Here is a 20221-nt window from a genome sequence, read left to right on the forward strand (position 1 = left end):
GCTTAGTTGGCAGCAGCCTTGTTGGCCGCTCGCTCTTTGGCGACCAGTTGGTCAGCCAGTTGCAGAGCTTGCTCGGCACCACCGGCGGAGCCGATGTCGAAGCGGTACTTACCGTTGACGATCATGGTTGGTACGCCGGAGATTTCATATTTCTTGGCAAGCTCTTTGGCTTTGACGATCTGACCTTTGATGGCGAAAGAGTCGAAGGTTGCCAGGAACTTGTCTTTATCCACGCCTTGGGTGGCGAGGAAATCGGCCATGTCATTCTTGTCGGTCAAGCGTTTGTGCTGCTTCTGGATGGCTTCGAACACGGCGGCGTGAACCTTGTGCTCGACACCCATGGCTTCCAGCGTCAGGAACATCTGACCGTGAGCGTCCCATGGGCCGCCGAACATGGCAGGAATGCGCACGAAATTCACATCTTTGGGCAGTTTTTCGACCCATGGATTGATCACCGGCTCGAACGCGTAGCAATGCGGGCAGCCATACCAGAACAGTTCGACCACTTCGATCTTGCCTGGCTCTGCCACTGGCACCGGGTTGGCTAATTCCACGTAAGGAGCGGCAGGGGCTTCGGCGGCCTGTGCGGTCACGCCGAACAGGCTGGCAGCGACGAGGGCGGCGCTGATGATCAGATTACGCATGCTTTACTCCTGAACAATTTGGGTCGCCTCGCGCGACCTGTTTTCAGACAGGTCCTGGCGGGCATGAGTTCTGTAGTGTAACGGCAGCGGCCACAAAAAAGGGCGGCCAAAGCCACCCTTTTTATACTTGCTGCGAAGGATTAATCGAGCGTTAACGTTGCAGGAGATGTGCATCGCCCGCAACGTTCGAATCAAGGCGATCAGTGCAGGCCTTGAATGTAGCTGGAGACTGCCTCGATGTCCTTGTTGCTGAGCTTGGCAGCGATGCTGCGCATGATCATGGTGTCGCCATCATTGGTGCGATCACCCTCACGGAAATCGGTCAACTGCTTGGCGATGTATTGAGCGTGTTGGCCACCCAGGTGCGGGAAGCCGGCAGCTGCGTTGCCAGCGCCATTTGGCGAGTGGCAACCGATGCACGATGGCATGCCTTGATCGAGCTTGCCGCCACGGAACAGTGCTTCACCGCGCGCGACGAGCTTGGGATCCGCTGCGCCGACGCTGCCTTTCTGGCTGGCGAAGTAAGCGGCGAGGTCGGACAGATCCTGATCGCTCAGGTTGGTCAACAGGCCGGTCATTTCCAGAACGACGCGTTTGCCCGACTTGATGTCGTGCAGTTGCTTGGTCAGGTAGCGTTCACCTTGACCCGCCAGTTTCGGAAAATTTGGCGCCATGCTGTTCCCGTCCGGGCCATGGCAGGCACCGCAAACGGCGGCTTTCGCCTGGCCGGCGGCGGCATCACCGACAGCATGGGCAAAGCCTGAGATTCCCACGGTCAACAGCAGACTCACGATCAATTTGTTCATCAGCTAATCCAACTACGGCTAAGGGTTAAGAGTTATGGGCCGGGCTTACTCTCGCTCATCCAAAGGATGATGGCCTGGTAATCCTCGGCACTGCAGTCCATGCACAAACCACGCGGCGGCATCGCCTTGAAACCCTGGGTCACGTGTTGCACCAGCGTCTCCATACCTTTCGCCAACCTCGGCGTCCAAGCTTCCTGATCGCCTCTTTTGGGCGCCATGGGGAGTTGGCCGGAATGACAGGCACCACAAACACGGTTGTACACGGCTTCCGGTTCCTGTGTAGCCTGTGCGCTGTAAAGCGGTATCAGGACTCCGGCAGCCAGCAGCCATTTCGTCATAAAACGACCTTTTCAGGGTTGAGAGCGTTCTGCGTTCTAATGCGCAATCAAGGTCTGTCGCTCTCCTGAGCTTCATCCTACGCTGGGACAAAGCACACACAAAATCTGCGGCATTATATACTGGCGTCACTGAAACGGAAGCGACACCGCGTTCCGCGCCCAATCCCGGCGCCGCCCACATCGGAAATCTCATGCAACTCAAGAATCCCATCCTCGGCCTGTGCCAACAGTCCACGTTCATGCTCAGTGCCGCCAAAGTCGATCAATGCCCCGACGACGAAGGCTTTGAAGTGGCTTTCGCCGGTCGTTCCAACGCCGGCAAATCCAGCGCCCTGAACACCCTGACTCACGCCAGCCTGGCGCGCACCTCGAAAACCCCGGGTCGCACGCAGCTGTTGAACTTCTTCAAGCTAGACGATGATCGGCGTCTGGTCGACCTTCCGGGCTACGGTTATGCAAAAGTGCCGATCCCGCTCAAGCAGCACTGGCAGCGTCACCTTGAGGCTTACCTCGGTGGACGCGAGAGTTTGAAGGGTTTGATTCTGATGATGGACATCCGTCATCCAATGACCGACTTCGACCTGTTGATGCTCGACTGGGCCGTTGCGGCCGGCATGCCGATGCATATTCTGCTGACCAAGGCCGACAAACTGACTTACGGCGCGGCCAAGAACACGCTGCTCAAAGTGCAGTCGGAAATTCGCAAGGGTTGGGGTGATCTGGTCACTATCCAGCTGTTCTCGGCGCCAAAACGCATGGGCCTGGAAGAGGCCTACACTGTGTTGGCAGGCTGGATGGAATTGGCTGACAAGGGCGCTGAAGCAGCGGCTGAGTAAGTGATTGCAAAATTGTCTGTGGCGCCTTCTGGCAAGGGCGTCGCAGGCAATTTTTGGGCAAAAAAAGCCCCGGATTTCATTTGGGGAGGGAGAAATTCCGGGGTTCAAGTTCCGAACCGCTAGGGCGGGGTTCAGATATCTGCCAACACTTAACACAACATAGGAGCATCGAAGGGCTTCACCAGCCATTCAGTAACTCTGAGTGATGTTCTTCCAGATTAGTTCAGATTTTTTTCAAAAAGCTTTGGAATAATCCCAAGAGCTTTTCGGACTAAGCGCATTTTCCGGGCTCTGCCGCGACGTCATGCCGCAGCAGAGCCGGCTTCAACTGGCTCAGTGAGCCTCATCCCAGTTGTTGCCCACGCCGACTTCCACCAGCAACGGCACATCCAGTTTCGCCGCTTCGCTCATGTGCACGCGAATCTCGGCGCTGACCTGCTCGACCAGATCCTCGCGAACCTCCAGTACCAGTTCATCGTGCACCTGCAGGATGACTTTGGCGTCCAGTCCGGACGTCGCCAGCCAGTTATCCACCGCCACCATGGCCTTCTTGATGATGTCTGCCGCTGTACCCTGCATAGGCGCGTTGATTGCCGTGCGTTCGGCGGCTGCGCGTTCCTGTGGCTTGTTGGAGTTAATCTCCGGCAGGTACAGGCGGCGGCCGAAGAAGGTTTCGACATAACCTTGATCCGCCGCTTGGGCGCGGGTGCGATCCATGTACTCGCGAACACCCGGATAACGGGCGAAGTAGGTATCGATGTAAGCCTTGGCGGTCTTGGTGTCGACGCCGATGTCCTTGCCGAGTTTTTGTGCGCCCATGCCGTAGATCAGACCGAAGTTGATCGCTTTGGCGCCGCGGCGCTGGTCGGAAGTGACTTCGTTGAGCTCCACCTTGAACACTTCGGCAGCGGTTGCGGTATGCACGTCCAGATTGTTGCGGAAGGCGTTCATCAAACCTTCGTCCTTGGACAGGTGCGCCATGATCCGCAGTTCGATCTGCGAATAGTCCGCCGCCAGCAGTTTGTAGCCTTTTGGCGCCACGAACGCCTGCCGGATGCGCCGGCCTTCAGCGGTACGCACCGGAATGTTCTGCAGGTTTGGATCGCTGGAGGACAAACGACCGGTCGAGGCCACAGCCTGATGGTACGACGTGTGGATGCGCCCGGTACGCGGGTTGATCTGCTCCGGCAGGCGATCGGTGTAAGTGCTTTTCAGCTTGCTCATGGAACGGTGTTCCATCAGCACTTTGGGCAAGCGGTGATCGTCCTCGGCCAGTTTCGCCAACACTTCTTCAGCGGTGGATGGCTGGCCCTTGGCGGTTTTCTTCAGCACCGGCAGGCCGAGTTTCTCGTAGAGAATCACGCCCAGTTGCTTGGGCGAGCCAAGGTTGAATTCTTCCCCCGCGATCTCGAACGCTTCGCGCTCCAGTGCGACCATTTTGTTACCCAATTCAATACTCTGGATGCCGAGCAGTTCGGCATCGACGAACGCGCCTTGGCGCTCGATGCGCGCCAACACCGGCACCAGCGGGATTTCGATGTCGGTCAGCACGCTGGCCAGGCTTGGGATCGCGCTGAGTTTTTCGAACAACGTCTGGTGCAGACGCAGGGTGATGTCGGCGTCTTCGGCGGCATACGGCCCGGCCTGCTCCAGCGCAATCTGGTCGAACGTCAGCTGTTTGGCGCCTTTGCCGGCGATGTCCTGGAAACTCACAGTGGTGTGATCCAGGTACTTCTGCGCCAGGCTGTCCATGTCGTGACGGGTGGCGGTGGAGTTGAGCACGTAGGACTCAAGCATCGTGTCGAAGGCGATGCCGCGCACGGTGATGCCTTGGTTCTGATCACCGCCGATGGCGCAGTTGGCCAGGATATTCATGTCGAACTTGGCGTGCTGGCCGACCTTGAGCTTGTTCGGGTCTTCCAGAATGGGCTTGAGCGCGCGCAGAACGGTGTCACGATCCAGTTGCTCAGGCACGCCGATGTAAGAGTGAGTCAGCGGAATGTAGGCCGCTTCGTTGGCCTGCACAGCGAACGACAGACCGACCAGTTGCGCCTGCTGCGCGTCGATGCCGGTGGTTTCGGTGTCGAAGGCGAACAGCTTGGCGTTCTTGAGTTTTTCCAGCCAGACGTCAAAACGCGCCTGATCGAGGATGGTTTCATAGGCGGCTTGGGCCGGAGCGGCCGGGGTCTCGGCCTCCGGCGTGCTGAACAGATCGCCTGCCGGCTCAGGCGCCGCAGCGCTGCTCAATTCCAGTCGTTTGGCATCGCGATCGAGATCGTTGATCCAGCTCTTGAATTCCAGCAGCGTGTAAAGCTCGTAGAGCTTGGCCGGATCTTCGGCGCGCATCTGCAAATCGTCGAGTTCGACGTCCAGCGGCACGTCGATCTTGATGGTCGCCAGTTGATAGGAGAGGAACGCCATTTCCTTGTGCTCTTCGAGCTTGGCCGGCAGGGTTTTGGCGCCGCGAATCGGCAGGGTCGGCACGATGTCGAGATTCGCATACAACTCGGTGAGGCCGCCGTTAACGCCGACCAGCAGGCCGGAAGCCGTTTTGGGGCCGATGCCCGGAACGCCCGGAATGTTGTCGGAAGAATCGCCCATCAACGCCAGATAATCGATGATCTGCTCTGGAGCGACGCCGAATTTCTCCTTCACGCCCTCCACGTCCATCGAACTACCGGACATGGTGTTGACCAAGGTAATGTGGCCATCGACCAGTTGCGCCATGTCCTTGTCGCCGGTGGAGATGACCACCGGGCGATCCGCCGCCGCGCTGCTGCGGGCCAGGGTGCCGATCACGTCGTCAGCCTCGACGCCTTCCACGCACAGCAGCGGGAAGCCGAGGGCGATCACGCTCTGGTGCAGCGGCTCGATCTGCACGCGCATGTCGTCGGGCATGCTGGGGCGATTGGCCTTGTATTCGGCGTACATCTCATCGCGAAAGGTCCCGCCCTTGGCGTCGAACACCACGGCGAACGGGCTGTCCGGGTACTGCTTGCGCAGACTCTTGAGCATGTTCAGCACACCCTTGACCGCGCCGGTCGGCAGGCCTTTGGAGGTGGTCAACGGGGGCAGGGCGTGGAAAGCGCGGTACAGGTAAGACGAACCGTCCACCAGGACGAGGGGGGCTTGGCTCATGAGCAGAATCAACCTTTTCGGCGGGCCCGGCGCTAGAATAGCGGGACCGTTGACGACAAAGGGACAAGGTTATCATGCGTACGTTAAATCGCTTGCTGCTGGTCAGTTTGATTGCTGTCTCACCGTTGGCCGCAATGGCGGCAGATGATGCGCCGTCAGCGGATCCGGAAGTTACCATTCGCACCGAAGGCGACAAAACCATTCAGGAGTACCGGCAAAACGGTTTCCTGTATGCGATCAAAGTCACCGTGAAGGGCGCGCCGCCCTACTTTCTGGTGCGTGCAGACGGGACGGATGCAAACTTCATCCGCTCGGATCAGCCGGATATGCTGATTCCGTCATGGAAGATTTTCGAATGGAAGTAGTCTCTTAAACTTAATCGGCGCCGCTGTACTGGCGGCGCCCGAACTGAGCAGTTTTTAACCATGTCTGTGTTCACTCCCCTGGCTCGGCCTGAGCTGGAAACCTTTCTCGCCCCTTACGGGCTTGGCCGTCTGCTTGATTTCCAGGGGATCGCCGCCGGCAGCGAAAACACCAATTTCTTTATCAGCCTGGAGCAGGGCGAGTTTGTCCTGACCTTGGTCGAGCGCGGCCCGGTGCAGGAGATGCCGTTCTTCATCGACCTGCTCGACGTGCTGCACGAAGCCGATTTGCCGGTGCCTTACGCACTGCGCACCACCGAAGGCGAGGCGTTGCGGGAGCTCAAGGGCAAACCGGCGCTGCTGCAACCGCGCCTGGCCGGCAAGCACATCAAGGTCGCCAATGCTCAGCATTGCGCGCAGGTCGGCGAGTTGCAGGCGCATCTGCACCTGGCGACTCAGGGCGAACGAATGATCAAGCGCAAGACCGACCGTGGCCTGGACTGGATGCTGAAAGAGGGCAACGAGTTTCTCTCGCATCTGAGCGACGAGCCGCGTGCGCTGCTGCACAAGGCGCTGGATGAGATCACTGCGCAGAAAGAAAAAATTCTCGCGTTGCCACGGGCCAATATCCACGCCGACCTGTTCCGCGACAATGCGATGTTCGAAGGCACGCACCTGACCGGTCTGATCGATTTCTACAACGCCTGCTCGGGGCCGATGCTGTATGACGTGGCGATTGCCTTGAACGACTGGTGTTCGGACGATGACGGCTTGATCGATGGTCCGCGTGCCCGGGCTTTCCTCGGTGCCTATGCGGCGCTGCGGCCGTTCACGGCGGCGGAGGCTGAGTTGTGGCCGACGATGCTGCGCGTGGCGTGTGTGCGGTTCTGGCTGTCGCGGTTGATCGCGGCCGAACAGTTTGCCGGTCAGGACGTGTTGATTCACGATCCGCAAGAGTTTGAGCAGCGGTTGGCGCAGCGCCAGCAGGTCAACACGCCTCTACCGTTTGCCCTTTAAAAGCTTCGCGAGCAAGCCCGCTCCCACCTTGGATTTGTGCGTGACACAGAACCAAGGTGGAGCGGGCTTGCTCGCGAATGGGTCAACACAGATGCCGGGTTTAGAGAGATTCCAGGCAGCCGGCCAGATCATTGCCCAATTTTTCCAGCACCTGCTCATACCCCTGAGCAGTCGCCGGGGTGTAACCGCCCAGCGCATCGAGTTCCGCCAGTTTTACCGGCAGACCTGCCACCAGTGTTTCCGCCAGACGCGGGCGCAGTGGCGGCTCGCTGAATACACACGTCTTGCCGATTTCCTGCAAGCGTGTGCGCATCGCCGCCACGTGTTGCGCGCCGGGTTGCACTTGCGCCGCTACGCTGAACACGCCGGTGTGCTTCAAGCCGTAAGCGTCTTCGAAGTAATCAAACGCTTCGTGAAAAACGAAGTACGGTTTGCCTTCAATGCTGGCCAGACGCTTCTTGAGCCGCTGGTCCAAAGCATCCAGTCGCTCATCGAACGCTTTGGCGTTGTGCTGATAGCGCTCGGCATTGGCCGGGTCGGCGGCGCTTAGATCCGTTGCCATTTTGTCGGCAATAACGCGTGCGTTCACCGGCGATAGCCACAAATGCGCGTCCAGCGTGCCCGGACGGTGATCGTGATCATGCTCATCGGCGTCTTCGGAGTGGGAATGGCTGTCTTCAGCGAAATGACGCAATTTCAATCCCGGCAAATCCTGTACCGCCACGCTCGGCAGCTTTCGACCGCTCAGCACGCGCGGCAGGAAACCTTCCATGTCCGGGCCGATCCAGTAGAGCAGGTCCACCGATTGCACCTTCCGTACGTCGGATGGGCGCAGGGCATAGTTATGCGGCGACGCGCCCGGCGGCAGTAGCACTTCGGGAATCGCCACGCCGTCCTGCACCGCCGCTGCAATCAACTGCAAAGGTTTGATGCTGGTGAGGACTTTGACCTCGGCCTGAGCCGAACCGATCAGCAGGAAACTGGCGACAAACGCCACAAAAACAGAAAAAATTCGGGACACGATGACCACTCAAGGAGGCGAGAACGGGTAACATAATAACGTCTCTATCAAAACTCGTCGCCGCCCATGCCCATTACTCCGATTGCCAGCCGTCCCCACGACCACTCTCATTGCGTGCACAGCGCTTTGTCCGAGGCCGATACCTTGTGCGCCCAGAAAGGCCTGCGCCTGACCGCATTGCGCCGCCGGGTACTGGAGCTGGTGTGGCAGAGCCACAAGCCGCTGGGCGCTTATGACATCCTCGCGGTACTCAGCGAGCAGGACGGCCGCCGCGCCGCGCCGCCGACCGTGTACCGCGCGCTGGATTTCCTTTTGGAAAACGGCCTGGTGCATCGCATCTCTTCGCTCAACGCCTTCGTCGGCTGCGTCCACCCGGAGCACGCGCACCAAGGCCAGTTCCTGATCTGCCGTGATTGCCACGCCGCCATCGAACTTGAGCAAAAAGTGATCAGCGACGCGATCATCAACAGCGCCAAGGACGTCGGCTTCATCGTCGAGGCACAGACCGTCGAAGTGGTCGGCCTGTGCTCCGGCTGCCAGGGGGCTTGATGAGCAACGCGCTGATCCGTCTGGAGCAGGTCGCTGTCACGTTTGCCGGGCAGACCGTGCTGGACAACATCGATTTGAGCGTCGAGCCGGGGCAGATCGTCACCCTGATCGGCCCCAACGGCGCCGGCAAGACCACGCTGGTGCGCGCCGTGCTCGGGTTGTTGAAGCCGGACAGCGGCAGCGTCTGGCGCAAGCCGAAGCTGCGCGTCGGCTATATGCCGCAAAAACTTCATGTCGACCCGACCCTGCCGCTCTCGGTGCTGCGCTTTCTGCGCCTGGTGCCGGGCGTCGATCGCCCGCGTGCGCTGGCGGCGTTGAAGGAAGTGGGCGCCGAACACGTCATCGACAGCCCGGTACAAAGCGTTTCCGGCGGTGAAATGCAGCGCGTGCTGCTGGCCCGGGCGCTGCTGCGCGAACCGGAACTGTTAGTGCTCGACGAACCGGTGCAAGGCGTCGACGTTGCCGGTCAGGCCGAGTTGTACAGCCTGATCACCCGGCTGCGCGACCGGCATGGCTGCGGTGTGCTGATGGTTTCTCACGATTTGCATCTGGTGATGAGCACCACCGATCAGGTGGTCTGCCTCAACCGTCACGTCTGCTGCTTCGGGCACCCCGAGCAAGTCAGCGGCGATCCGGCGTTCGTCGAGTTGTTCGGCAAAAACGCGCAGAGCCTGGCGATCTATCACCACCATCATGACCACGCCCACGACCTGCACGGTTCGGTGGTCAAGGGCCCGGTTTCGGGCCAACCCCACGTTCATGGAGACAACTGCAAGCATGGCTGATTTTCTGTTGTATGCCCTGCTTGCAGGTCTGGCGCTGGCGCTGGTTGCCGGGCCGTTGGGGTCTTTCGTGGTCTGGCGGCGCATGGCCTATTTCGGCGATACGTTGTCGCATGCGGCCCTGTTGGGGGTGGCCTTGGGCTTTGTGCTGGATGTCAGCCCGACGGTTGCCGTAACGGTCGGTTGCCTGCTGCTGGCGGTGCTGCTGGTGACGTTGCAACAGCGCCAGCCACTGGCGTCCGACACGCTTTTGGGAATTCTCGCACCGAGCACGCTCTCTCTCGGGCTGGTGGTACTAAGCTTCATGCATGAAGTGCGGATCGACCTGATGGCCTATCTGTTCGGCGACCTGCTGGCGATCAGCCCGACCGATCTGGCGTGGATCCTCGGCGGCAGCGCGGCGGTGCTGGTGTTGCTGGTGGCACTGTGGCGCCCATTGCTGGCGATCACCGTGCATGAAGAGTTGGCCAAAGTCGAAGGCCTGCCGGTGGCCGGTCTGCGCATGGCGCTGATGCTGTTGATTGCGGTGGTGATCGCGGTGGCGATGAAAATCGTCGGTGTGTTGCTGATTACCTCGTTGTTGATCATTCCGGCGGCTGCGGCACAGCGTCATGCCCGTTCACCGGAGCAAATGGCCGTGGGCGCAAGCCTGCTGGGCATGCTCGCGGTGTGTGGCGGCCTGGCGCTGTCGTGGTTCAAGGACACCCCGGCCGGCCCGTCAATCGTTGTGACGGCGGCCGCACTGTTTCTGCTGAGTTTTGTTCTGCCCCGTCGAGGGGTGTAGACTTGCTCGCTTTTTGCGCAAATAGAGAGTCGCAGGAATGAAGCCGTTCGCCTCCCGTTATCTGCTCCTTGTCGCATTTTCACTGCTGCTGGGCGCCTGCCAAAGCACGCCACCGGTGGCTGAAGTCCCCGATGCGCGAGCTACGGCCATCGCACAGCTGGAGCAAAGCCTGGCCAGCAGCGAATTGGCCACTGCCGAAGACCAGTTGGCCGCCATGCAGGCCGAAACCCCCAACGATCAATCCCTTGAGCATTATCAGCGGCAATTGGCCGAGGCGTATCTGCGTCGTAGCCAGATCGTGCTGCAGAAGGGTGACGTGAATGCTGCCGCTACCGCGTTGAGCCGTGCGCGTGCGTTGATGCCGAAAGCGCCAGCGCTGACCGGTGGCGTCAACGGTGCCATCACCCAAGCGCGCAAGGCCGAGCTGGAAAAGGCCGAAGCAGCGTTGTTGGCAGCCGAAGCCAAGCCGAAAGCCAAGGTGATTGATCCGACCGCCGAGAGCACTACGGTTGCGCTGAACATCACCGATAGTCGCAAACTTCGTCGGCAACTCGATGCGATCGCCGCCGATGTGGTGAATTACGAATGTGCAGTGAGCATTCAGGCGCCCCGCACCAATGATTACCCTTGGTTGGCGACGTTGCTGACCAAGCGGGTGAAGAAATTGAATCCGGATTTCGATCTGAAAATCGAGAAACAGATTTTGCGCACGGTGCCGGCGCAGATGGTTCTAAGTCCGAAAAAGCCCTAAAAGCTTCGCAAGCAAGCCCGCTCCCACCCTTGAACTTCTGTGCCCACAAATTTTGTGTTCGACGCAGATCCAGAGTGGGAGCGGGCTTGCTCGCGAAGGCGTCCCTTCAGTCAGTGAATGACTTTTAGGCCGGAATGGCTTTCGCCTTGGGCTCGCGCGCCCAAACCCGATGCTGCCCGATCGCGGCAAAGAACGGTTTGGTCAGCGCACCAACATCCTTGCCCTCAAGCAGCCCGGCATCCGCCTCCAGCTTCAGCACATCCAGCAACTGCTTGGCGTCACCCTGCAACGCAATCGCCTTCAAATGCTTGTACGCCTCCAGCAGGTAGTGCAACGCCACGCCGTCACCGCTCAACGCCTTGATCGATGCCGCGCCACCCGGCACGAACACCGCATCAAAGATCACCGAAGGCATACCTTCCATCGAGGCATCCACCGGCAGGCTTTTGCCATCAGCGGTTTTGACTGGCGCCGACGTCGGCCCGAGCAGTTTGGCGTGCGCACCTTGTGCTTCAAGCGCTTTCTTCATGGCGTCAATCGCCGCACCATCGACGCCGTTGGCCGCAAGAATCGCTACTTTTCGCGTCTTGATGTTCTCCGGCAACAGATTCGCCTGACTCAGTGCCGGGGATCGATCCGGTGACGTTTTGCGCACCTCAATCGTGCCTTTGGCTGGCGCCGGCAAACCGAGGTTCTCGGCCACTCGCTTGGCCAGTTCCAGGTCGATGTTGGCCAGAATTTCGTTCACCTGACGCGCACGGATGAATTCCCGCTCGACCTTGCCCAACTCAAAGCTGTAAGCAGAAATGATGTGTTCTTGCTCATGCTTGCTCATGCTGTGAAAGAACAACCGTGCTTGAGAGAAGTGATCGCTGAACGACTCGCTGCGCTGGCGGATCTTGTTGGCGTCAATGCGTTCCGGATAGCTCTCGAAACCACCGTCCTGCGCAGCCGGCGGGGTTTCTTTCGGCCAGCCGCCATCAATCGAGTTCGGCTCGTAGGACGCACGGCCCTTGTCGATCACTGTGCGGTGCTGAGCATCGCGCTGACCGTTGTGGAACGGCGCCACCGGGCGATTGATCGGCAGTTCGTGAAAATTCGGCCCGCCGAGTCGGCTGATTTGCGTATCGGTGTAGGAAAACAGCCGACCTTGTAGCAATGGATCATTGGAAAAGTCGATTCCCGGGACGATGTGGCCCGGACAGAACGCAACCTGTTCAGTCTCGGCAAAGTAATTGTCCGGATTGCGGTTGAGGGTCATTTTGCCCAGCGGCGTGATCGGCACGATTTCTTCGGGGATCAACTTGGTCGGGTCGAGGATGTCGAAATCGAAGTCGTGCTCGTTTTCCTCCTCGATGATCTGTACGCCCAGTTCCCATTCCGGGTAGTCGCCCATCTCGATCGATTCCCAAAGGTCGCGACGGTGGTAGTCCGTGTCCTTGCCGGCGAGTTTCTGCGCCTCATCCCACACCAACGAGCAAGTGCCGGCGGTAGGGCGCCAGTGGAATTTGACGAAGCGCGATTTGCCTTCGGCGTTGATCAAACGGAAGGTGTGGATGCCGAAGCCCTGCATGCTGCGCAGGCTTTTCGGGATCGCCCGGTCGGACATTGCCCAAATAACCATGTGCGCCGATTCCGGGACCAGCGAGACGAAATCCCAGAAGGTGTCATGGGCCGAACCGCCGGTAGGGATTTCGTTGTGGGGCTCGGGTTTCACCGCATGGACGAAGTCGGGAAACTTGATCGCATCCTGAATGAAAAACACCGGCATGTTGTTGCCGACCAGGTCGAAGTTACCTTCATCGGTGAAGAACTTCACCGCGAAACCGCGCACGTCACGCACGGTATCACCGGAGCCGCGTGGCCCCTGCACCGTGGAAAAACGCACGAACACCGGAGTTTTCTTCCCCGGATCTTGTAGGAAGCCAGCCTTGGTCAGATCGGCATGATTTTCATAGGCCTGAAAGAAGCCATGGGCTCCGGTGCCGCGGGCGTGGACGATGCGTTCTGGAATCCGCTCGTGGTCAAAGTGCGTGATCTTTTCACGCATGATGAAATCTTCGAGCAGCGACGGCCCGCGGGCGCCGGCCGTCAGGGTGTTCTGGTTGTCGGCAATTTTTACGCCCTGATTGGTGCGCAGAGCCTGGCCGGTGGCGTCTGAACGGAATGTCTCCAGGCTTTCGAGCTTGGCGTTGGTGTTGGCGCGATCCTTGGTATCGGTTCCGGCCAGTTGGCTTTTGTCAGCGGTGGGCTTCTTACTGCTCATCAGACGTAAACTCCTCGTTTGACCCCGAGGCTTGCCGGGGGCTCTTGAGTGGTTCCCGGGCACGGCACCCAGGGTTTTCAAGTCGCTTACCTAGTGACTGACGAGGATTTTGAGCGTTCCTTTTTTATGACCTTTGATCTTGTTATTGCCAAATCGAAGGTTAATTGAGAAATAAATGCTAAGAACCTCTATACGGACAGGCTAAAATGCGCGCCCGGCTAAACGCTGATCCTTTTCTAACGCGCCCCACAAGGTTCGCTACGTGATCGAGTTTCAAAACGTCCACAAGACTTACCGCGTCGCCGGTAAGGACATTCCCGCCCTGCACCCGACCAGCCTCTCGATCGAGAACGGTCAGGTCTTTGGCCTGATCGGTCATTCCGGTGCGGGCAAAAGTACCCTGCTGCGTCTGATCAATCGCCTGGAAGAATCCAGTGGCGGCAAAATCATCGTCGACGGCGAAGAAGTCACCGCGCTGGACGCCAACGGCCTGCGTCGTTTCCGTCAGCAAGTCGGGATGATCTTCCAGCACTTCAACTTGCTCGCGTCCAAGACTGTGGCTGACAACGTTGCGCTGCCGCTGACCCTGGCCGGCGAGCTGTCGAGCAGTGAAATCGACAAGCGTGTGGCCGAGTTGCTGGCGCGGGTCGGTCTGTCCGACCACGCCAAGAAGTATCCGGCGCAATTGTCCGGTGGCCAGAAGCAGCGCGTCGGCATTGCCCGCGCCCTGGCGACCAAACCCAAGATTCTGCTCTGCGACGAAGCCACCAGCGCCCTTGACCCGCAGACCACCGCGTCGGTCCTGCAACTGCTGGCCGAGATCAATCGCGAGCTGAAACTGACCATCGTCCTGATCACTCACGAGATGGATGTGATCCGTCGCGTGTGCGACCAGGTTGGCGTGATGGATGCCGGCGTGATCGTCGAGCAAGGTCCGGTGGCTGATGTGTTCCTGCACCCGCAGCACCCGACCACCAAGCGTTTCGTTCAGGAAAGCGAGCAGGTCGACGACAACGAACAGCGCGATGACTTCGCTCATGTGCCGGGTCGTATCGTGCGTCTGACCTTCCAGGGCGAAGCGACCTACGCGCCGTTGCTCGGTACCGTCGCCCGGGAAACCGGGGTCGACTACAGCATCCTTGCCGGTCGCATCGACCGCATCAAAGACATTCCGTACGGGCAATTGACCCTCGCCGTCACCGGTGGCGACATGGAAGCGGCGTTCGCCCGTTTCACTGCCGCTGACGTTCACATGGAGGTGCTGCGTTAATGGAACTGCTCAAGACTTTCTTCGAAAACATCGACTGGTTTGAAATCTGGTTGGCGACTGGCGACACCCTGCTGATGCTCGGCGGTTCGCTGCTGTTCACCGTGTTGCTCGGTTTGCCGCTGGGCGTGTTGCTGTTCTTGTGCAGCCCGCGTCAGTTACTCGAAGCCAAAGGCGTCTATGCCATGTTGTCGCTGGCGGTGAACATTCTGCGTTCGCTGCCGTTCATTATTCTGTTGATCGTGATGATCCCGTTCACGGTGCTGATCACCGGCACGTCGCTGGGCGTGGCCGGTGCGATTCCGCCGTTGGTGGTGGGTGCAACGCCGTTCTTCGCGCGTCTGGTGGAAACCGCCCTGCGTGAAGTCGATCGCGGCATCATCGAAGCGACCCAGTCGATGGGCGCGACGACCCGGCAGATCATCGTCAACGCCTTGCTGCCAGAGGCCCGTCCGGGCATCTTCGCAGCGATTACGGTGACGGCGATTACCCTGGTGTCCTACACGGCCATGGCCGGTGTCGTGGGCGCTGGTGGTCTGGGTGACCTGGCGATCCGGTTCGGCTATCAGCGTTTCCAGACTGACGTGATGATCGTCACCGTTGTGTTGCTGCTGATCCTGGTGCAAGTGTTGCAAATGGTAGGTGACAGACTGGTCGTGCATTTCTCGCGCAAGTAACCGGTTTCGTCATTAATAAATGAGCCGGCCATTCGCTGGCAGGCGCCGCAAGCGGGTGCCTCAAATGGAGTTAGCTGAATGAAAAAACTGATCGTTGCCCTCGCCGCCGTGGCGGCTTTTTCGGCCCAGGCAGAAGAAACCCTGACCGTTGCCGCCACTCCGGTGCCGCACGCTGAAATCCTCGAGTTCGTGAAGCCGGCTCTGGCCAAAGAAGGCGTGGATCTGAAGGTCAAAGTCTTCACCGACTACGTTCAGCCGAACGTGCAGGTCGCGGAAAAGCGTCTGGACGCCAACTTCTTCCAGCACCAGCCGTACCTCGATGAGTTCAACAAAGCCAAGGGCACCCACCTGGTGGCTGTGACCGGCGTGCATCTGGAGCCGCTGGGCGCTTACTCCAGCAAGATCAAGGATCTGAAAGACCTGCCAAGCGGCGCCAATGTGGTGATCCCGAACGACGCCACCAACGGCGGCCGTGCGCTGTTGCTGCTGGCCAAGGCTGGCGTGATCAAGTTGAAGGATTCGAACAACATCCTGTCGACCGTCAAAGACATCGTCGAAAACCCGAAAGACCTGAAGATCCGTGAACTGGAAGCCGCGACCATTCCGCGCGTGCTGACTCAGGTCGACCTGGCGCTGATCAACACCAACTACGCGCTGGAAGCCAAGCTTGATCCGTCCAAGGACGCGCTGGTGATCGAAGGCAACGACTCGCCTTACGTGAACATCCTGGTGTCCCGCGAGGACAACAAGGACAGCGACGCGATGAAGAAACTCGCTGCTGCCCTGCACAGCCCGGAAGTCAAAGCCTTCATTCTCGAGAAGTACAAAGGCGCGGTATTGCCGGCGTTCTGATTCAGATTGCTGCAACGAAAAGGGGACGCCATGTGCGTCCCCTTTTTTGTGCCCGAAAACACAGTCCCTTGTGGGAGCGAGCCTGCTCGCGAAAGCGGTGTGTCAGGCAATGTAGATGTTGACTCTGCCGACCTCTTCGCGAGCAGGCTCGCTCCCACAGGGGGCAGTGGCGTGTTATTTGCGGTTAAGCATCACCGGCAACTGCGCCACCAGTTTGGCGTTGTTCAGCGGCGCCCGAATAAACCCGCGCTGCGTGCCGTCCGGCCCGATTACCGCCAGATTGCCGCTGTGATCCACCGTGTAATTTGGCTTGCTGGTGTCCGCTGGAATAAACGGAATGCTCACCGCGTTGGCGACTTTCTGCAGCTCTTCGATCGAGGTCGGCGTCAGGCCGATGAACTGCGGATCGAAGTAGCCCAGGTACTGCTTCAACTGCTTGGGGTTATCGCGATTCGGGTCGACGCTGACCAGGACGATCTGCAACTTATCCACAGCCTCTTTGGGCAACTCGCTCTTGATCTGGCGCAGTTGGGCGAGGGTGGTCGGGCAGATGTCCGGGCAGAAGGTGTAGCCGAAGAACAGCAGGCTCCACTTGCCTTTGAGCTCATTGATCGCGACCGGTTTGCCGTCCTGATCGGTCATCGTCACGTCCGGCAGGGTGCGGCTTTGCGGCAGCAGGATGATACCGGCGTCGATCAGCGCGGTGGGGTCGCCCTGGCCCTTGCCGCTCAGCACTTTGTTAACGGTAAGGCCCAAGATCAGCGCGATCACGGCGACGAGGATGAAGACGGTTTTCTGGGTTCGAGTCATAGGTTCAACAGTAAGTAGTGGTCTACGAGCAGGGCGATGAACAACAGGAACAAGTAATAAATAGAGTACTTGAAGGTGTTGATCGCCGCGTGCGGCCGAGTGCCACGGTACAGCACCACGGCCCATTGCAGAAACCTTGCGCCCAGGCCGAGGGCGCAGATCAGGTACAACACGCCGCTCATGTGGATCACATACGGCAGCAGACTGACCGCCAGCAGAACGAAGGTGTACAGCAGAATGTGCACCTTGGTGTAGTGCTCGCCGTGGGTGACTGGCAGCATCGGAATATCGGCCTTGGCGTATTCCTCTTTGCGGTGGATCGCCAGTGCCCAGAAGTGCGGCGGGGTCCAGGCGAAGATGATCAGCACCAGCAGTAACGGTTCGGCGCTGACATGGCCGGTGGCAGCGGTCCAGCCGAGCAGCGGTGGCGCGGCGCCGGCGAGGCCGCCGATGACGATGTTTTGCGGCGTCGCGCGTTTGAGAAAACCGGTGTAGATCACCGCGTAACCGAGCAACGAGGCCAGCGTCAGCCACGCCGTCAGCGCATTGGTAAAGGTCAGCAGCATCGCCTGACCGAGCAGCGCCAGTACCAGCGCAAAGGTCAATGCGGCGGCAGGCGAAACCCGGCCTTCGGCCAGCGGCCGTTTGTGTGTGCGCGCCATCACTGCATCGATACGCCGATCCACCACATGATTAACCGCCGCCGCGCCACCGGCACACAGCGCAATACCCAGATTGCCAAACACCAGCACCGTCCACGGCACCCCGGCGCGGGTGGCGAGGAACATGCCGACCAGCGAGGTGATCAGCATCAACACCACGACTTTTGGTTTGGTCAGTTCCAGATAATCACGCCAGATCGCCTGAGTGGGACGTTCGCCAATCAGAATCGCCATGGCGTTTCTCCTTTTAGGGTGATGGGCGCAGCGCAGTGTTTACGTGGGCTCAGGCGCCAGCGCGCAAGCACCGGTTGTCTGACCCGGACCAGACTGGTACGCGCGTGATAATTGACCAGCACCAAGGTCAGCAACAGCGCTGCGCCGCCGGCGTTGTGCGCCACGGCCACCGGCAGTGGCAGATGGAACATCACGTTGCTGATGCCAAGCGTGATTTGTGCGCCGAGGGCGATCAGCACCAGCCCGGCCAGCCGCGTCATGCCGACCACTTTCAGTTGCCAGGCCAGGCCGAGCAGCACCAGCGTCACCAGCAGCGCGCCGATGCGATGAGTCAGGTGAATCGCCGTGCGCGCATCGCTGTCGAGTTGTCCGCCCAGGTAATTGGGGCCGATGTGTTGGGTCAGGTGAAAGCCGTTGGCGAAATCGGCGGGCGGTAGCCATTGGCCGTGGCAGGTCGGGAAATCGATGCAAGCCACCGCGGCATAGTTGGAGCTGACCCAGCCACCGAGCGCGATCTGGCCGATCACCAGCAACAGGCCAGCGGTCGCCCAGTACTGCAAGCGTTTGGGCACGGTCAGCGCCGGCAGTACGCCGGACAGCCTCAACGTCAGCAGAAACAACAGACTCAGCGTCGCAAAACCGCCGAGCAAATGCCCGGTGACCACTTGCGGCCAGAGCTTGAGCGTCACCGTCCACATGCCGAACGCGGCTTGGGCGAACACCACTGCCAACAGAAACAGCGGTAATTTCAACGGTTGTCCCGGGTGCCGACGATTGACCCAGGCGCGTGCGGCCAAGATCGAGATGAGCAGGCCAAGGGTGCCGGCGAAATAGCGGTGGATCATCTCGTTCCAGCCCTTGTGCGCCTCAACCGGCGAGTCGGGGTAATGCAGTTCGGCATGGGCCAGTTGGGCTTCGCTTTTCGGCACACTGATAAAACCATAACAGCCCGGCCAGTCCGGGCAGCCGAGGCCCGCGTGGGTCAGGCGCGTGTAGGCGCCGAGCAGCACGACAATCAGTGCCAGCAGGGTGGCAAACAGCGCGAGGCGAAATCCAGGTTTGGCCATGACGATGCCCTTATCCGATGTTCGACAGTTTCAGCAGGTGGCGCAGATCGTTGAGCAGGTCCTTGCCCTTCACGCTTGGGTCGTAACGCAGCACGAGGTTGCCGTGGGGGTCGATGATCCACAGTTGCGGCGTGGCCTTGTCGCCCGTCGTCTTGCTGAACACGGCGGCGTCCAGCGGATAGCGCTGCAATTTCGGGTATTCGCGGGTCAGTTTGGCTTGGTAGTCGGTGCTCAGCGGTTGCGCGGTGGCGAGGGCGTGGCTGGCGCGGCCGGCATCGCGGCCCAGGCCGATCTGGATTTGCCGCGCCAGATACACCAGTTGCTGGCAATCCACCGCGCAATCTTTCGGTGCGGTCACTAGCATCTGCCAGCGCTCTTCATCCGCCTGCACGCCAAGGTCGGCGCGGGTCTGGCCGTTGCCGATCAGTTCGCCGTGATAGCTGCGACCTTCCGGGACCCAGAACTGCAATTTGTACATGCCGGTGGCGAGGATCATCGGGCCGACCACGCCGAGCACAATCAGCAGCAGTTGAAGGCGTCCGCGACGACGGCTGGCGGCAGGTTTCGCCTCAGACATGTTGGGTGGATTCATGGCCGTTCCCATGGTGTTTCTCCTTTGCGTTGTGCCAGCCGAGGTAGACGTAGAGGCCGAGCAGGGCGGTGGCCATGGCGAACCACTGCACGGCGTAACCGAGGTGTTTTTCCGGGCCCATGGCAACCACCGGCCAATCGGCCTGATAGCTGGCCGGGCCGGGCTCGGCGCGTAATTCATAAGCGAAGCCGTCGCGTTCGAGGGTTTTCCACAGCTTGGCCGGCTCGACGGCGGTGATGGTTTGCGGCCAGGTATTGCTGACCGGGTCGGCGTGCAGCTGGAAGGTTGCGCCGGGGGCGATGTAGACCCAGGCGTCGATATTCAGCGCCTCGGAAGGCGTTTTGAATTGCGGCGCTACGCGCCGATCCGGCCAAGGCAGCCAGCCGCGATTGACCAGCAGCCACAGACCCGTGCGTTGATCCTGAAACGGTTGCAGCAACTCCACGCCGACCTTGCCGTTGCGCTGGCTGTTGTCGAGCAGCAGGCTGTGCGCGGTATCGAACTGGCCGTAAAGGTGTACGCGGCGAAAGGCCGGATCGGCGCTGTGCAGCAACTCGCTGCTGGCCATCGGCTCGGCGGCACGACGTTCGGCATAACTGGCGAGCAGGGCGGTTTTCTCTGCGCCACGGCCCAGTTGCCAGAAGCCCAGCGACACCAGCAACGGCAGCAACAACGCCACCACCACAGTCGGTACGACGCCCGGGCGGAAGCGCTTCATGGCCGTGCCACAAAGTCAGTCGTCGTGATCGCTATACTCAAACACATC

At 60.0% G+C, this 20221-nt stretch carries 21 protein-coding genes; 10 read left to right on the plus strand and 11 right to left on the minus strand.

What is annotated here, in order from left to right; genetic code table 11:
• Nucleotides 1-2: 2 nt before the first annotated feature.
• The 3 genes from dsbA to K5E40_RS20245 all read right to left on the minus strand — a co-directional run bounded on the left by dsbA (nt 3) and on the right by K5E40_RS20245 (nt 1788).
• A complete protein-coding gene (dsbA, locus tag K5E40_RS20235; protein WP_221732266.1) occupies nt 3-644 on the minus strand; it encodes a thiol:disulfide interchange protein DsbA in 642 nt (213 codons plus the stop codon).
• Between the two features lie 200 nt (nt 645-844).
• Nucleotides 845-1450 (minus strand): cytochrome c, encoded by a 606-nt coding sequence (locus tag K5E40_RS20240; RefSeq protein ID WP_221732267.1) that lies wholly within the window; start codon nt 1448-1450, stop codon nt 845-847.
• A gap of 32 nt (nt 1451-1482) precedes the next feature.
• Nucleotides 1483-1788 carry a cytochrome c5 family protein gene (locus K5E40_RS20245; RefSeq protein WP_221732268.1) on the minus strand — a complete coding sequence of 102 codons (306 nt, stop codon included), beginning with the start codon at nt 1786-1788 and terminating at the stop codon, nt 1483-1485.
• Between the two features lie 191 nt (nt 1789-1979).
• On the opposite strand from K5E40_RS20245, the gene yihA reads away from it, so the two are divergent.
• Complete coding sequence (yihA, locus tag K5E40_RS20250; RefSeq protein WP_123455004.1) at nt 1980-2624, plus strand: ribosome biogenesis GTP-binding protein YihA/YsxC; 645 nt, start codon at nt 1980-1982, stop codon at nt 2622-2624.
• A gap of 333 nt (nt 2625-2957) precedes the next feature.
• Here yihA and polA read toward each other — a convergent pair whose 3' ends face one another.
• Nucleotides 2958-5762 (minus strand): DNA polymerase I, encoded by a 2805-nt coding sequence (polA, locus tag K5E40_RS20255; RefSeq protein ID WP_221732269.1) that lies wholly within the window; start codon nt 5760-5762, stop codon nt 2958-2960.
• A gap of 74 nt (nt 5763-5836) precedes the next feature.
• On the opposite strand from polA, the gene K5E40_RS20260 reads away from it, so the two are divergent.
• Nucleotides 5837-6127 carry a DUF2782 domain-containing protein gene (locus tag K5E40_RS20260; RefSeq protein WP_221732270.1) on the plus strand — a complete coding sequence of 97 codons (291 nt, stop codon included), beginning with the start codon at nt 5837-5839 and terminating at the stop codon, nt 6125-6127.
• A 60-nt stretch (nt 6128-6187) separates the two neighbouring features.
• On the plus strand, nt 6188-7141 hold the full coding sequence (locus K5E40_RS20265; RefSeq protein ID WP_221732271.1) for a homoserine kinase: 954 nt from the start codon (nt 6188-6190) through the stop codon (nt 7139-7141).
• 100 nt (nt 7142-7241) lie between these two features.
• On the opposite strand, the gene K5E40_RS20270 is transcribed toward K5E40_RS20265, so the two are convergent.
• On the minus strand, nt 7242-8162 hold the full coding sequence (locus K5E40_RS20270) for a metal ABC transporter solute-binding protein, Zn/Mn family (RefSeq protein WP_221732272.1): 921 nt from the start codon (nt 8160-8162) through the stop codon (nt 7242-7244).
• A gap of 66 nt (nt 8163-8228) precedes the next feature.
• On the opposite strand from K5E40_RS20270, the gene K5E40_RS20275 reads away from it, so the two are divergent.
• Genes K5E40_RS20275 through K5E40_RS20290 form a run of 4 tightly spaced genes read left to right on the plus strand, consistent with a single transcriptional unit; the run spans nt 8229 to nt 11028 of the window.
• Nucleotides 8229-8711 carry a Fur family transcriptional regulator gene (locus tag K5E40_RS20275; RefSeq protein ID WP_007911760.1) on the plus strand — a complete coding sequence of 161 codons (483 nt, stop codon included), beginning with the start codon at nt 8229-8231 and terminating at the stop codon, nt 8709-8711.
• Entirely contained in the window at nt 8711-9496 is a 786-nt protein-coding gene (gene znuC, locus K5E40_RS20280; RefSeq protein ID WP_221732273.1) for a zinc ABC transporter ATP-binding protein ZnuC, read from the plus strand. Before K5E40_RS20275 ends, znuC begins: the two co-directional genes overlap by 1 nt.
• The gene (znuB, locus tag K5E40_RS20285; RefSeq protein WP_221732274.1) at nt 9489-10277 is read left to right on the plus strand and encodes a zinc ABC transporter permease subunit ZnuB; all 789 of its coding nucleotides are present in this window, start codon (nt 9489-9491) and stop codon (nt 10275-10277) included. The genes znuC and znuB overlap by 8 nt, the downstream gene beginning before the upstream one ends.
• Nucleotides 10278-10314: 37 nt before the next feature.
• Nucleotides 10315-11028, plus strand: a complete 714-nt coding sequence (locus K5E40_RS20290) for a PA5502 family lipoprotein (protein WP_221732275.1) — start codon at nt 10315-10317, stop codon at nt 11026-11028.
• 124 nt (nt 11029-11152) lie between these two features.
• Here K5E40_RS20290 and katE read toward each other — a convergent pair whose 3' ends face one another.
• The gene (gene katE / locus K5E40_RS20295; protein WP_221732276.1) at nt 11153-13294 is read right to left on the minus strand and encodes a catalase HPII; all 2142 of its coding nucleotides are present in this window, start codon (nt 13292-13294) and stop codon (nt 11153-11155) included.
• A gap of 262 nt (nt 13295-13556) precedes the next feature.
• Between katE and K5E40_RS20300 the strand changes: the two genes are divergently transcribed.
• From K5E40_RS20300 to K5E40_RS20310, 3 genes are all read left to right on the plus strand, one after another.
• Nucleotides 13557-14564 carry a methionine ABC transporter ATP-binding protein gene (locus K5E40_RS20300; protein ID WP_221732277.1) on the plus strand — a complete coding sequence of 336 codons (1008 nt, stop codon included), beginning with the start codon at nt 13557-13559 and terminating at the stop codon, nt 14562-14564.
• Nucleotides 14564-15238, plus strand: coding sequence for a methionine ABC transporter permease (locus K5E40_RS20305; protein WP_221732278.1), 675 nt, complete (start codon nt 14564-14566; stop codon nt 15236-15238). Before K5E40_RS20300 ends, K5E40_RS20305 begins: the two co-directional genes overlap by 1 nt.
• Nucleotides 15239-15316: 78 nt before the next feature.
• Nucleotides 15317-16090 (plus strand): MetQ/NlpA family ABC transporter substrate-binding protein, encoded by a 774-nt coding sequence (locus K5E40_RS20310; RefSeq protein WP_221732279.1) that lies wholly within the window; start codon nt 15317-15319, stop codon nt 16088-16090.
• A gap of 174 nt (nt 16091-16264) precedes the next feature.
• On the opposite strand, the gene K5E40_RS20315 is transcribed toward K5E40_RS20310, so the two are convergent.
• Genes K5E40_RS20315 through K5E40_RS20335 form a run of 5 tightly spaced genes read right to left on the minus strand, consistent with a single transcriptional unit; the run spans nt 16265 to nt 20173 of the window.
• Entirely contained in the window at nt 16265-16900 is a 636-nt protein-coding gene (locus tag K5E40_RS20315; protein WP_221732280.1) for an SCO family protein, read from the minus strand.
• Complete coding sequence (gene cyoE / locus K5E40_RS20320) at nt 16897-17796, minus strand: heme o synthase (RefSeq protein WP_221732281.1); 900 nt, start codon at nt 17794-17796, stop codon at nt 16897-16899. Before cyoE ends, K5E40_RS20315 begins: the two co-directional genes overlap by 4 nt.
• Complete coding sequence (locus K5E40_RS20325; RefSeq protein WP_221732282.1) at nt 17784-18863, minus strand: heme A synthase; 1080 nt, start codon at nt 18861-18863, stop codon at nt 17784-17786. The genes cyoE and K5E40_RS20325 overlap by 13 nt, the downstream gene beginning before the upstream one ends.
• Nucleotides 18864-18873: 10 nt before the next feature.
• On the minus strand, nt 18874-19467 hold the full coding sequence (locus K5E40_RS20330; RefSeq protein WP_221732283.1) for a hypothetical protein: 594 nt from the start codon (nt 19465-19467) through the stop codon (nt 18874-18876).
• Nucleotides 19433-20173 (minus strand): SURF1 family protein, encoded by a 741-nt coding sequence (locus K5E40_RS20335; protein ID WP_221732284.1) that lies wholly within the window; start codon nt 20171-20173, stop codon nt 19433-19435. Before K5E40_RS20335 ends, K5E40_RS20330 begins: the two co-directional genes overlap by 35 nt.
• Between the last annotated feature and the right edge of the window lie 48 nt (nt 20174-20221).

Source organism: Pseudomonas baetica, assembly GCF_019733355.1.
GTDB lineage: Bacteria > Pseudomonadota > Gammaproteobacteria > Pseudomonadales > Pseudomonadaceae > Aquipseudomonas > Aquipseudomonas baetica_A.